Consider the following 13,188-nt stretch of genomic DNA (forward strand, 5'->3'; position numbering starts at 1 on the left):
AATGAGAGCTATGATGGGGAGTGGTTTTGCTGAAGATATTAGCACAAGACTCGAGCAGATTAAATATGGTATTGCACAGGGACTATATCTTTTTGGGCCGGCTTTTGAAAGCGCTCAGGACGGAGAAGCTGTATGTGAAAGTAAAGATGTTGTTATGTTGACATCAAATAATTATCTTGGACTTGCTACACATCCGGAAATTAAAAAAGCTATAAAAGACGCGGTTGATATTTATGGAAGTGGAACATGTGGTGCGAGACTGCATAACGGAACAACGAAATTGCACAAAGAACTTGAGAGAAGATGTGCGGAATATTTCAGAACAGAGGATGCAGTTATTGTAAGTGCGGGATATCTTGCGAATGTTGCGGGATTATCTGCGATGGTTGATGACGGAAAGGGCATGATCATAACAGATTCGCTTAATCATATGAGCATTGTGGATGGAATAACCATGAGCAATGGCCAAGTTAGGATTTTTGAACATAACAATATGGAAAAACTTGAGTATATTCTCAAGAATAATTCAGATGTCAAAAAGAAACTCATAGTAGTTGACGGTGTTTATTCGATGGATGGTGATATTGCTCCTTTGGATAAAATCACTGAGCTTGCAGAGAAGTACAATGCATCGGTTTTTGTAGATGAAGCACATTCGCTTGGTTTTGTCGGAAAGACAGGACGTGGGGCAAGTGAACACTTCGGTGTGGAAGAAAAAGTACATCTTAAGATGACAACCTTCAGTAAATCATTGGCAGGTGTGGGAGGATGTATTGCTTCTGATGCGGATACTTGTCTTTACATTAGGCATAATGCACATCCTTATATGTTTAATGCCAGCATACCGCCTGCAGTGGCAGCCGGTATAATCAAGGCTTTTGATGTAATGGAAAAAGAAACATGGAGAGCTGAAAAATTATGGGAGAATACAATTTATTTCCGTAGAAGGCTCAAAGAAATGGGATTTGATACATTGCAGAGTATGTCACCTATCGTCCCGATTTTCATTGGAGATGATATCAAAAACATGCAGATGACAAAAGAACTATTCAACAGAGGTGTATATATTGCTACAGCTGTTTTCCCGGCTGTACCGCATAATATGAGCAGACTTAGAGCAACAATAACGGCATCTTTGGAGAAAAGCCAGTTGGATAGAGCATTGGATGAACTTTATAAAGTAGGAAAAGAATTTGAGATAATCAAATGATTTAATGGAGGGGAGAATGAATACTAAAGTGAGATATATGCTCGAGGAGAAAGGCATATTTTTAAAAGATATTTCAGTTGCTGAGAAAACAGCAGTTGTCTTTCCCGGACACGGCGCACAGTATGTGGGAATGTTCAAACAATTGTACAGCAACGTAGATGTCATAAGAAAGATGTTTGACAGGGGGGAAGAAATATATATAAAGCTTACAGGGAAAAGTCTGTTGGATATTATCTTTTCCGAACGACAAGAAGCGGAAGAAGAGCTTCTTAAACCTACTGCAATGCAGCCTGCGATAGTATTGGCCGATATAGCAATGTATGAATACATACTTGATATGGGATACAAGCCCGATTATCTCATTGGCCATAGTTTGGGGGAACTTGCTGCTTTATACGCGGCAAAAGTAGTTTCAATGGAAGCTGTTATGGAAATTGCATACAGAAGGGCTGAGGCAGTTGAACTTATACCACTTAATGAGCGAGGGGGGATGCTCAGTATAGGTGTTGAGTATTCGGAAGATCTGGCTAAAAGACTGTGTAATGAAGGAGGAAAAGATTGTCAGGTAAGCATTATCAATTCACACAATCAGTTCAATATATCCGGATCTACAGAGGCAATCAATAAGATTAAAAAATATTGTGATGATAATAATATCAGTTCGGTAGTGCTTAAGGTATCACACGCGTTTCATTCGGACATTATGACACCTGCGGTGGATCCTTATAGAAAAAGTATAGAGAAATTTACTTTTAATAAACCGGAGATTCCTGTTTATTCAACTATTCTTATGAATATGTATGCAGATGAGATGAATGACTCTGCAAAGTTCGCAGGAATATTGGCAAATCAGTTGATTACACCGTTTAATTTTGCCGATATTATAGATTCGCTTGTGGAAGACTATAAAGTGGGCTTCTTTATTGAAGCAGGACCGAAGGACATTATGACAAAGTTGGTTGGAAATATTGTAGGAGAGCGATGCTATGTATTTTCAACAAACAGAGCAAAGCGTGATGAACTGGAGGAAATAGCAAAATTCAAAATAAAAGCGGAATGTATGGGAGTGGGAGAAAAGATGGAGCAGACAATTCAAAAAGATGAGATTGTTGGTATTTTTTCAAGGTATACGATGTACCCTGAAAATGTTTTTGTGGACAGAGAACATCCTGTATTCACATATTATGCGATTACTGATCGTATTAAAGATCTGATAATTGAGGATATTTCTTCTAAATATAATGTCGGCAAGAACATTGATTGGAACTTGGTGTCAATCGATGGAATTAACAGAGAACTTGCACTTGACGTGACATCTAATGAGAACAAGTCCGGCGATGTGGAAGAAAAGGCAAATACGACTATGATAACGGAATCTTCAGAAGATATAAGAGAATTTGTACTCGGCATAATTGAAAATACAACAGGCTATCCGGTAGATATGTTGGAAGATGAGCTTGATTTTGAAGCAGATCTTGGAATTGATTCTGTAAAACAAGGAGAAATTCTTTCGAAGATTCAAGAGAAATACCAATATCAGGTAGCTGAGGGCGAGAGCATAAAAGAATTGTGTAATATTTCAAAAATTGTCGCCTATGTCAGCAAGAAAACAGCTATTGGAACAGGTTTGGCAAAAGAAGTAAGTGTGGTTCAGGATAGCAATCTCGATAATATAGAAGAAATGAGCGTTGATGCAGATGAAATACGAGAATTTATTCTTGATGTTATCGAAGAAAAGACGGGATATCCCAAGGATATGCTTGGAGAAGATCTTGATTTTGAGGCGGATCTTGGAATTGATTCTGTAAAGCAGGGCGAGATAATGTCAGTGCTACATGACAAATATAGGTATGATGTTGAAGAAGGAGAGTCAATTAAGGAACTTGCAACTGTAAATAAAGTGCAAGAATATATTTGTTCTAAGCTATCCGGTAATCGAAGTCCCAAAAAAGAAGATGAGTTTATCAACAGACAGAATCCACAGCTTATAAGCGAAGGGTTTTCATCAGGAAGATTTGTTTCAATTCCGGTTCATAAAGAAATCGGTAAAGAAAACTACAGTTTTGACGGGAAGAACATAATAATTGTTGCTGATGAAACACATAAGATTGCAGATAGCTTATATGAAAAACTTATTAAAAGGGCAGAATCGGTGACTGTTCTTTCAGAAGAAAAATCATCTGTTGTAGCTGATAAAGATATCAGAATAGTAAAACTTGATGAAAGTGAAGAAATTAAGAAGGTTGTTGCGGATATCAATTCTAATAACAGGACAGATGTTGTGATCAATCTTTCAGCAATACGAAGTAAACTGGATATTACTTCTGAATCTGCTGAGGATTGGGAAAAAGAGTGTATGAGAGTTTATGATAGCAACTATTATGTGACTAAAGCTATCTATTCCAACTTTGAAAACGATAAGGAAAGAACAGCATATTTTGCAGCAACAAACATTGGCGGAATATATGGAATGGAAAGGGGATATGAAGGGAACCCTGTAGGAGCAATAAGCGCAGGTTTTGTAAAAGCACTTGAAAAGGAACTACGTCCATTTAAGTGTAAGGTGGTGGATTTCAGTGATATCTCGGATTCGGATAGGACAGCGGAAACAATACTCGCAGAGGCATCGGTTATAGAGAAATTGGTGGAAGTTGGATATGACAATGACGGAAGAAAAGTTGTTGAAGTCCTTCCAAAGGAAATAAGAGAAGATGCACTTTCATACTCGGTTGAGGATGATGACGTGATTTTGGTAACAGGCGGAGGAAGAGGAATAATCTATGAGTGTGTTGATGCTCTTTTAAAAATATCTTCGCCAAGAGTTATTGTGACGGGAAGAACCGAATTATTGACGCATGATGCAAAAGAAATGCAGATGTCAGATGAAGAATTTGAAAGCTACAGAAATGAATTCTTTAAAGAAAAGCATGCATCTGATCCTAAACTGTCACCTGTTGCTATTCAAAGAGAATACGATAAGATTTCAAATAAGCGTATTCTTGGAAAGAATATCTCAAATTGGAAAGAAAAGGGTTATAAAGTAGAGTATGTTCAATGCGATGCTGCAAATATGACCGATATGAAAAAACTAATCCAAAATATCAAGGATAAGTACGGGAAGATAACAGGCATTGTTAATGGTGCAGGATTGCCTTCGTTTGGAAAGATACCAAAGAAGGATGAAAAATTTGCGGAAATGGTTGTTAAAGTAAAAGCCGATTCCACATATGTGGCTATGAAGGAATGTATGAATGAGCCACTTAAGTTCTTTATCAGCATGGGATCCATATCGGGAAGATTTGGAATGGACGGTCAGGTTGATTATTCCGCAGCTGCAGATTTGCTTGTAAGGATGACAATGTATGTAAGTCAGTTGAAAAAAGAAACCAGATTTACGGTTATGGGATGGTCTGCATGGGATGAAGTTGGAATGGCTGCAGGCGAGCAGGTGAAGAAGGTACAGCAAGAGACACGAGGTTTGGAATATCTTTCTGTAAAAGAAGGAACAAGCAGATTCTTAAATGAAGTATTCTTTGGAGGAAATTATCCGGAAGTATTGATATTTGGAAAACTCGGAGAAGACAATCTACCTTTGGGACAGCTTGATGCACTTGATCCCGCAGATAGGAGGATAGTTAAAAATCAGCTGGTATCGGATGAAATTGTTATAGATAGGATTAAGTATCCTATGCTGGAGAAGATAGAGGAGATAAGCGACAAGAAAATCAGTGCAGTCAAGGGGCTTACATTAAAAAATGATGTTCACCTTATCGATCATAAGGTAGAAGGAAAACATGTATTTGCAGGAGTTATGCATGTTGAGACTGCATGCGAGATGTTGGAATATTTCCTTGAAGCAAACGATATGAAGGATTACAGGATAAGCGATATTTCCGGTTTCAATTTCTATAAGTTTATTAAGGCATTCAGGGGAAATCCTTTGGAACTTAAGATTGAAGGAAATATAGTTGATCGTAACAGTGAATCAATTAAGATGCATGTAACGCTTAAATCAGATTTTGTAAACGGAAAGGGAATGACAATCGAGAAGGACAGACTCCATTCAGAGGGCGATATTGTTGCGACAAGATCAACAAATCTTTCCGCAGAAAAGAGAACGTTTGAGAATGACGGACAGTTGTTGAATCTTGATAAGTACTATGATCTTGCTACCGGAGCAATTACATTTGGTGAAACATTTAAATGTATCTATGATGTCAAGCTTACCGGAGAAAGAGAAATAGTAGGTAAAGTACGTGTTCCCAATGACAGCAGTTACTTTACATTTACACGCTGCGCCGATACATGTATATCACCGGTAACAATTGATAATATTGGCAGACTTATGCTGTTTAGAGAATTCAATTTAAATGGATATACAATAGTGCCGACATTGATAGACAGTGCAGTTCAGTATAGAACAATGATTCCGGGTGAAGTGCTTAATGTCTATTGCAGGTTTGAGTCGGAAAACGGTATGGATGTCGTATATTCGGCGTATGCGTTAGATGAGAATGGAAATCTTGTTTTTGATATTAAGGATATGAGACTTAGGAGAATCAATAAGTTTAATGGAGACTTCAATTTGTGTGAAGCATCAGACGAGTATTCCGCGGCAGTATAAAAATGATATGGGAGAAGTTTACTTCTCCCATATAGATAAAGATGCATCAGATGATTATGTGCATTTTTTTTCCGTGAGAGAGTGGGCAAAGATAAAAAGAATGTATCGTAATCCTGTAAGAATGGCATCAATCATAAGTGGAAGGATGCTTATAAAAAAGTTGATCGCAGAAAGAAACGGTAATGCTTTTACATATAAAGATATAGAGGTGCTTAACGGTACTGATGGCATAAAAGGTCAGCCCCAATTATATATAAAAGGTGAACTGACCGATATAAGCATTTCTATTTCATATGCAGATGGCTATGTATGCGTTGGCATAAGCGATAAAGCTTTTGTTGGAGTTGATATTGAAAAAGTCAGATTATTTTCCGATTGTTTTGTGAACATGTTTTATGTAAAGGAAAATGCAGAAACTATAAATTGCATGAATGGTATTGGGCAAACTGAAATGTGGTGTATTCAAGAGGCATACCTAAAGGCAATGGGAATTGGATTTGAAGTCGGATTAAAAGGATTACATATAAGACTGTCAGATTTGGAGCAATGTGATGCAAAAGTTATAAGCTCTTCTGAAAATGGTATATGTCAGGTTATATGTTTTGTTAATAGAGACTGAAAGAATAATAGAGAAGGAGCTTAATTATGCTGGGAATTTATTTAAGTGGGACAGGTAATTCCAAACATTGTGTTGAACGATTTGTCGGATTGTTGGATGAAAAGGGAAAAACATTTCCAATTGAGACAGAAACGGTAGTAGATGAGATTAGAAAAAATGATTTTATTGTAGTTGGTTATCCGACTCAGTTTTCAAATGCACCTTTGATGGTTAGAGATTTCATTAGGGAACATGCTGGTCTTTGGAGGGGAAAGAAAGTTTTTTGCATTAATACTATGGGGGCATTTAGTGGCGACGGAACAGGATGTACCGCAAGGCTGTTTAAGAAATACGGTGCAAATGTTTTAGGTGGACTGCAGATAAAAATGCCGGACTCCGTTTGTGACAGCAAGTTACTTAAGAAGAGTTTTGAGGCAAATCAGAAGATTATTAAGCAGGCTGATGAAAAGATTGAGAAGTGGGTGGAAAAGATAAAAGAGGGCATATATCCCGAAGAAGGGCTTAATCTTTTGAATCATATATCAGGGCTTATGGGACAAAGAGTATGGTATTTAAAAAAGACAGAGCACTATTCTGATAAGCTGAAGATCAGCGATGCGTGCATAAAATGCGGGTTATGTCAAAGGCAATGTCCGATGAATAATTTAGTTCATACAGGGCAGGATAAGCCAAAGCAGCTTGGACGATGCACTATGTGTTATAGATGCATAAGCCATTGTCCGGTTCAGGCTATTACACTTATAGGAAAGAGCGTAGTTGAACAAACCACATATGAGAAATTTGCTTCCGATAATACCTGATCATGCTTGAGAGAGCAGAGAGGTATAAGTGTTATGAGCGAAAGAACTTGCAGTTGTTGTAAAAGCCAGATATCTCGGAGTATGTTGGACAATAACTATTCAATATGTCCTAATTGCGGCAATTATTTAAGATTTCATGCCAGAAAGAGAATAGCTTCTTTAGCTGATCCGGGAACATTTAGAGAATGGGAAGCGGGGCTTCTTGGCAGAAATCCGTTAAACGATCCGGGATATGCCAAAAAACTTGAAGAGACATCACAAAAGCATAATCTTAAGGATGCCATCATTACAGGAGTGATGAAAATTCAGGAAGAAAAGGTTGCTATCGGAGTTATGGACACGAGATTCATGATGGCAAGTATGGGACAGGTTGTAGGTGAAAAAGTAACACTGTTATTTGAAGAGGCTAGGAAGAAAAAACTTCCGGTGCTTTTGTTTTGTTGCTCCGGAGGAGCAAGAATGCAAGAAGGAATAGTCTCTCTGATGCAGATGGAAAAGACCGCTGCAGCAGTTAAGAGACATTCTGAGGCGGGATTATTGTATATTTCAGTATTAACCAATCCGACTATGGGTGGAGTTACAGCAAGTTATGCGATGTCTGCGGATATTATTCTGGCTGAGAAAGGAGCTATGATTGGTTTCGCCGGCAGAAGAGTTATAGAACAGAATATTGGCGAAAAACTACCACCTGATTTTCAGACAGCAGAGTTTCAACTTTCGAAAGGTTTTGTTGATGGAGTTGTGACGAGACCGGAGATGAGGGATCTGCTTGGAAAGATTCTTCATATGCACAGCAGAAAAAAGGTAAAACTTAAGGCAAATCATATAATTAATTGGGAAGATTATGTTGCAGACAAAAACCAAAAAAGCAGTCCATGGGAGAGAGTAAGGATTGCCAGAGCTCATGAACGCCCTACTACGCTTGATTATGTGAAAAGGATGTTTGATAACTTTATTGAGTTTCATGGTGACAGAAGTTATGAAGATGATCATGCCATAGTTGGAGGTATAGCTACATTAGATGGATATCCGGTCACGGTCATTGGACAGCAAAAGGGTAAGAAGGACTTAAATGAAGCAGTATACCGTAATTGGGGTATGGCTTCTCAAAGCGGATATCGTAAAGCATACAGGCTTATGAAACAAGCAGAGAAGTTTAACAGACCAATCATTTGCTTTGTTGACACAATAGGAGCTGCATGTGGAAGAGATGCTGAAGAGAGAGGACAGGGGGCAGTTATTGCAGAACTATTAAGAGATGTATCTTCGATTCAGGTTCCCATATTATCGATAATAATCGGTGAAGGAGGAAGCGGTGGAGCACTTGCCCTTGCAGTGGGAAATGAAGTGTGGATGCTGGAAAATTCTGTGTACTCTGTTCTTACACCTGAAGGTTATGCAAGTATTTTATGGAAAGATAATTCCAAGGCAGCTGAGGCGGCTGAAATTATGAAGATGACTTCAGACGATCTGTATGAGCTCGGGATTATAGAAAAAGTTATCAGTGAACCTGAGAATCTCAGTAAAGAGAATATGAAGGAGATGTGTAATCATATCAAAGATGAGATGGTCATGTTCTTGGTGAAATATGGAAAGAAGAACGGGAAATCTATAACAAATGACAGATATATGAGATTCAGAAGATATTGATCATGCGGTTGAAATTGGGAGAGGAAGTTAAAAGCTATGAACAAGAAGACTATCAACATAGAAATCAAATACAGAAAAAAGCGTTATGATAGTTATGAACGTGGGAATCTTGATATTAAGCATCTTTTGTGGCATCGTTTCACCAATAGAATATTTGTAATGCTTCTAATGATGCAAAGAATTGTAAAAAGACAGAAGCTTATTATTGTAAATGACAGACATCTTAAGAATGGCAAGGCTACTATTTTTTCTCCCACGCATATTGGAGGAGCTGATGTCGAAATGGTTTTTGAGGGTATAGGTGAACCGGCTTGGTTTATGATGGCAGATCCTCGTGAGATGTACCACAATTTTCCGGGGGCGATGATGAAATTTAACGGTGTTATTGCGTTTGACTCAGACCACAAAAAGGACAGGCATATTGCTAAGATGAGATCTATGGAACTTCTTAGAAAAGGAGGAAATCTTATTATTTTTTCAGAAGGTGCATATAATATCAGTCCAAATAAGTTGGTAATGCATCCGTATGCCGGAACAGCTGAGATGGCGATAGATACAAATTCAGATATAGTTCCTGTTGCACTTGTGCGTGATGGGAATAAGTATTATATGAACATTGGAAAAAACATAGATGCAAGCAAGTATTCACCTGATAGGAAATATGAACTGACCGAATATCTTCGTAACACTCTTGCTACATTGGTTTGGGAGATTATCGAGAAGATGCCTGTTACTAAGAGAAGAGATATCAGCCCTGATTACTATGAGAATATATTTATTAAGGAGATGTTTGAGGATGTTGGTGATTATACCTACACTCTTCAAGATGTGAAGAATACTCTTCTTAAGCCCAAAAACATAGTTGAACCGGATGATGTTTTTGCATTTATGCATGAATCGCTTCCCAAAGCTCAGTGATGCTAAAAAGGATAGAGAGTACATACGAACTCTCTATCCTTTTATGTGATTTATTTCAGATATTTCTGCGCAATATGATATGAAAAATTGAATCTTCTAAGTCCCGTATATTTTTTCTCATCATCAAATTTGTAATCTTTGCGGCCGTCCTTGTAGTCATATATTAAGACTTCATTTCCTTCAAGCGCCGGAACCGCATCGTAAGAAAGAAACCACTTTATATATGAGGCGTCGGGAGACTGCACGTTTATTGACGGGCCTGTCGCTTCGATGTCGTATTTGGCAATCCTGTATTCCGGATTACTGTAGATAAATATCAAAAACGCAATTGTTATCGTCACCATTCCGGCTCTGAATACCGGGAAGTTTTTGATGTACATGCTTGCAATAAGAAAGGCGAGCCAGAAGCACAGTACGGCAAGGAACCAGAGTACGAAAAGTCTAAGGAATGTCAGGTGATAAACGCCGATATAGAGTACCATTCTCATTGCTGAAGATGCGATCATTATATATGTGCATCCGGCGATGGCTGTAAGCAGGGCTTTAAGCACCTTTGATTCTTTGAAAAAGGTCTGGCAGACCGATACCATAACGATGTTAATGATACAAACGGTCAAAAGCTGATAGAAACCTTCGTGTGCATATTCTGCATAAGTATATCCTTCGGGAAGAGCGACGCTTCCGCTAAAAAGATAAAGAAGCTGAATGATACAGAACAGAACATAAACAGCGCCGATGATGCCTGTGAATGTAATGGCAATTACAGGATTCTTTGTGCCGAGGTCATTGATCTTTATCTTCAGTTCTTTTGCAATCATCGAAGTGATGATGGTATAAGAACTCCAGAAGACAAAAACTGCAGTAAAGACCATCATTATCGTATGATAGATTTCTTCAGTGATGCTGAAATCGATATTTATGGTTGTCAGTACATCTTTAAAAACCATATCCGCAGAGCACAGGAGAGGAACAATCACAAGAAGCATAGGCACTGCGATGACAATTCCGATGAGTACTGCACGGATAGTTTTCTTTTTCTCGCTTGTGTCAACATCGTTGTTCTTGAGCTTGACATGTGCAACAAAGTCTGAGAACGGGCGTGAAAAGTGCTCAAAAGGTTTTATGACGGTTGAAAAAAGACCTATGAGCCATTCACTGATACTGAATCCTGTCGTGTCTACATAAAGATAGATAATGTAGCTGAAGAACAGCATGAAGATAGCGGTTCTTTCCCAAAAAGCCAATGTGAAACTGGTCGTAAGGCATCTGTGAACGGAAAGAAGCATCAGGGAAACTACGTAAAAGATTCCGAGCCCTTTTTTGCCGTTACAGTCGGCTATCAGTGAGAGGCCGTCTTTTCCCCTTACAAGTTTGAGTATTATCAGAGCGCAGAGCATAAATACGGGGTATGTTATGCTTGAGTGGTTATTATACAGACAGATGCTGTATATTAAGCCGAATATAGCGGATAATATTCCGTATTTTTTGAAATGTTCAGCACTTTCTTTTTGAACGGCAGCAGCTTGAATCGCAAAATGATTTACGGGCTGTTGCATGGCTCCGACAGGGGTGTAATTGCCTGTTTGTCCATTATATTCATATCCGTTATTGTTATTCTGCGGCATCTGATTATTTTGTGTTTCCATACTTTTATTCCTCCTGAGAGTCAACGTATTCAAGGATATCTCCCGGTTGACAATCCAAAGCTTTACAAATTGCATCAAGGGTCTCGAGCCTGACGGCCTTCGCCTTATTGTTTTTTAGGATAGAAAGATTAGCCAGGGTGATACCGACTTTGCCGGCGAGCTCGGTCAGTCCCATTTTTCTCTTTGCCATCATTACATCTAAGTTAATTACGATCATATTCTCACCTGCCCCGTTAAATGGTTAAATCGTTTTCCTGCTTGTATCTCACGGCCCTGTCGAAGACCCTTGCCAAGACTTTACTGAACAGTCCGGCGAAAAGAAATACACCTGCGATAACCACGGCTGCCGGGGTGAAGTATACGAAACATCTAAGAAGTTTGATCCCGGTTATAATAAAAGCGTAAGTTCCCATGCGGTACAGGCTTTTTACATTCGCATCAACAAAACAGTTGTCATCGGTTACTGTTTTCATCATCTTTCGAAGTTCGTACAAAATGAGAAGAGCAGCAATGCCCGCGATCATGATAGAAACAAGCGCGTATCCGTAGTGATCGTTGATCGCACTGTATTCTGTGCTTTCACCTAAAGTGTAGATTGCCAGCTTAACTGCATGCTTTAGGAAAAAAGGAACTGTGACAATGACCACAAGCCCGAAATAAAAGCAAAGATCCAAGATGGCTTTAACGAAATTATTTAATCTGCTATCCATGTTATCCTCCAATTGTTTCACCAAGTACTTGTATAATTTTTTTATAACACGTTCCTTTTTGATTTGCAATATTTTTTTATTGAGAAACAATAAAAGTTTTTTGAGAGTCGAGAAAAATAAGACGGGATTTGTAAAGCGGGATTCTTAATAAGAGCCCACCGTGAGCCGTTTTGGATATATAATAATTACATGGCGAAAGCTAATTTTTTTGATGAAGGAAAGAGAAATGAAACTGATATTTATTAGGCACGGTGATCCGGACTATGAGATTGACGGGCTCACCGAGAAGGGGCAGAGAGAGGCACAGCTCCTTGCTGAGTACATAAAGAATTACAACATCGATGAGATCTATATGTCGCCTCTTGGAAGGGCGCAGAGGACTGCGGAGTATTCGCTTAAGGCACTTGGAAAAGAGGCGGTTACTTATGACTGGTTAAAAGAGTTCCCGGCTCAGTTTGATCCGAATCTTTCAGAGAGTGCAAGGCAGGCATATAAAACCGAGCTTAAGACAGATCCTGCGACAGGCAAATACGAGACGAGAATTTTGTGGGATATGCTTCCGTCGTATTATGGAGCTCATCCGGAGCTTTTTGACAAGGATGCGTGGAGAAATGCCGAACCTGTTATATACAGCGACATGTGTAAGGTGTATGATTATGTAGTTTCGTCTTTTGATGAATTCTTGCGCAGGCAAGGGTATGAGAAAGACGGGCTGATATTTAAGATAAATGAGAGTAATGACAAAGTTATAGCTTTTTTCTGCCACTATGGCATTACGTCTGTTCTTCTGTCATATCTATGGAATGTCTCACCTTTTGTTCCACTTCAGTTCATTGCACTTGCGCCGACTTCGGTTACGATCGTGGCTTCCGAAGAACGTGAGAAGGGGATAGGAACGTTCAGAACAATAGGCATGGGAGACATTACTCATCTTAATATCGCGGGGGAAGAACCTTCTTTTTCTGCAAGGTTCTGCGAAAGATACGAAAATAAAAATGAGAGGCACTGATA

At 38.9% G+C, this 13,188-nt stretch carries 10 protein-coding genes; 7 read left to right on the forward strand and 3 right to left on the reverse strand.

Translation table 11 applies throughout. From position 1 onward, the window contains the following. The first annotated feature begins 1 nt into the window (after position 1). From BM398_RS03580 to BM398_RS03605, 6 genes are read left to right on the forward strand one after another with little or no spacing between them, the layout of a single operon-like run. The gene (locus BM398_RS03580; protein ID WP_207648068.1) at positions 2-1,210 is read left to right on the forward strand and encodes an aminotransferase class I/II-fold pyridoxal phosphate-dependent enzyme; all 1,209 of its coding nucleotides are present in this window, start codon (positions 2-4) and stop codon (positions 1,208-1,210) included. A 16-nt stretch (positions 1,211-1,226) separates the two neighbouring features. Further along, on the forward strand, positions 1,227-5,834 hold the full coding sequence (locus tag BM398_RS03585; protein ID WP_175531823.1) for an SDR family NAD(P)-dependent oxidoreductase: 4,608 nt from the start codon (positions 1,227-1,229) through the stop codon (positions 5,832-5,834). Positions 5,835-5,841: 7 nt separating this feature from the next. Continuing rightward, positions 5,842-6,453 carry a 4'-phosphopantetheinyl transferase family protein gene (locus BM398_RS03590; RefSeq protein WP_175531824.1) on the forward strand — a complete coding sequence of 204 codons (612 nt, stop codon included), beginning with the start codon at positions 5,842-5,844 and terminating at the stop codon, positions 6,451-6,453. Positions 6,454-6,479: 26 nt separating this feature from the next. Then, positions 6,480-7,253 carry an EFR1 family ferrodoxin gene (locus BM398_RS03595; RefSeq protein ID WP_092336447.1) on the forward strand — a complete coding sequence of 258 codons (774 nt, stop codon included), beginning with the start codon at positions 6,480-6,482 and terminating at the stop codon, positions 7,251-7,253. A gap of 33 nt (positions 7,254-7,286) precedes the next feature. After that, the gene (gene accA / locus BM398_RS03600) at positions 7,287-8,903 is read left to right on the forward strand and encodes an acetyl-CoA carboxylase carboxyl transferase subunit alpha (protein ID WP_092336448.1); all 1,617 of its coding nucleotides are present in this window, start codon (positions 7,287-7,289) and stop codon (positions 8,901-8,903) included. Positions 8,904-8,939: 36 nt separating this feature from the next. After that, the gene (locus tag BM398_RS03605; RefSeq protein WP_092336449.1) at positions 8,940-9,821 is read left to right on the forward strand and encodes a lysophospholipid acyltransferase family protein; all 882 of its coding nucleotides are present in this window, start codon (positions 8,940-8,942) and stop codon (positions 9,819-9,821) included. Between the two features lie 50 nt (positions 9,822-9,871). On the opposite strand, the gene BM398_RS03610 is transcribed toward BM398_RS03605, so the two are convergent. The 3 genes from BM398_RS03610 to BM398_RS03620 are packed head-to-tail and all read right to left on the reverse strand — an operon-like array spanning position 9,872 to position 12,177. Next, a complete protein-coding gene (locus BM398_RS03610; protein WP_175531825.1) occupies positions 9,872-11,467 on the reverse strand; it encodes a DUF4153 domain-containing protein in 1,596 nt (531 codons plus the stop codon). Positions 11,468-11,471: 4 nt separating this feature from the next. Continuing rightward, positions 11,472-11,684, reverse strand: coding sequence for a helix-turn-helix domain-containing protein (locus tag BM398_RS03615; protein WP_026655458.1), 213 nt, complete (start codon positions 11,682-11,684; stop codon positions 11,472-11,474). 16 nt (positions 11,685-11,700) lie between these two features. Beyond that, positions 11,701-12,177 (reverse strand): DUF2975 domain-containing protein, encoded by a 477-nt coding sequence (locus tag BM398_RS03620; RefSeq protein ID WP_092336451.1) that lies wholly within the window; start codon positions 12,175-12,177, stop codon positions 11,701-11,703. Positions 12,178-12,403: 226 nt separating this feature from the next. Between BM398_RS03620 and BM398_RS03625 the strand changes: the two genes are divergently transcribed. After that, a complete protein-coding gene (locus BM398_RS03625) occupies positions 12,404-13,186 on the forward strand; it encodes a histidine phosphatase family protein (protein WP_092336452.1) in 783 nt (260 codons plus the stop codon). The last annotated feature ends 2 nt before the right edge of the window (positions 13,187-13,188 follow it).

This window comes from Butyrivibrio sp. M55 (assembly GCF_900116865.1).
In the GTDB taxonomy this organism is placed as follows: Bacteria; Bacillota; Clostridia; order Lachnospirales; family Lachnospiraceae; genus Butyrivibrio.

Coding starts and splice junctions, on each gene's coding strand:
- BM398_RS03580 (WP_207648068.1), top strand. CDS start 2: ATGAGAGCTATGATGGGGAGTGGTTTTGCTGAAGATATTAGCACAAGA.
- BM398_RS03585 (WP_175531823.1), top strand. CDS start 1,227: ATGAATACTAAAGTGAGATATATGCTCGAGGAGAAAGGCATATTTTTA.
- BM398_RS03590 (WP_175531824.1), top strand. CDS start 5,842: ATGGGAGAAGTTTACTTCTCCCATATAGATAAAGATGCATCAGATGAT.
- BM398_RS03595 (WP_092336447.1), top strand. CDS start 6,480: ATGCTGGGAATTTATTTAAGTGGGACAGGTAATTCCAAACATTGTGTT.
- accA (WP_092336448.1), top strand. CDS start 7,287: ATGAGCGAAAGAACTTGCAGTTGTTGTAAAAGCCAGATATCTCGGAGT.
- BM398_RS03605 (WP_092336449.1), top strand. CDS start 8,940: ATGAACAAGAAGACTATCAACATAGAAATCAAATACAGAAAAAAGCGT.
- BM398_RS03610 (WP_175531825.1), bottom strand. CDS start 11,467: ATGGAAACACAAAATAATCAGATGCCGCAGAATAACAATAACGGATAT.
- BM398_RS03615 (WP_026655458.1), bottom strand. CDS start 11,684: ATGATCGTAATTAACTTAGATGTAATGATGGCAAAGAGAAAAATGGGA.
- BM398_RS03620 (WP_092336451.1), bottom strand. CDS start 12,177: ATGGATAGCAGATTAAATAATTTCGTTAAAGCCATCTTGGATCTTTGC.
- BM398_RS03625 (WP_092336452.1), top strand. CDS start 12,404: ATGAAACTGATATTTATTAGGCACGGTGATCCGGACTATGAGATTGAC.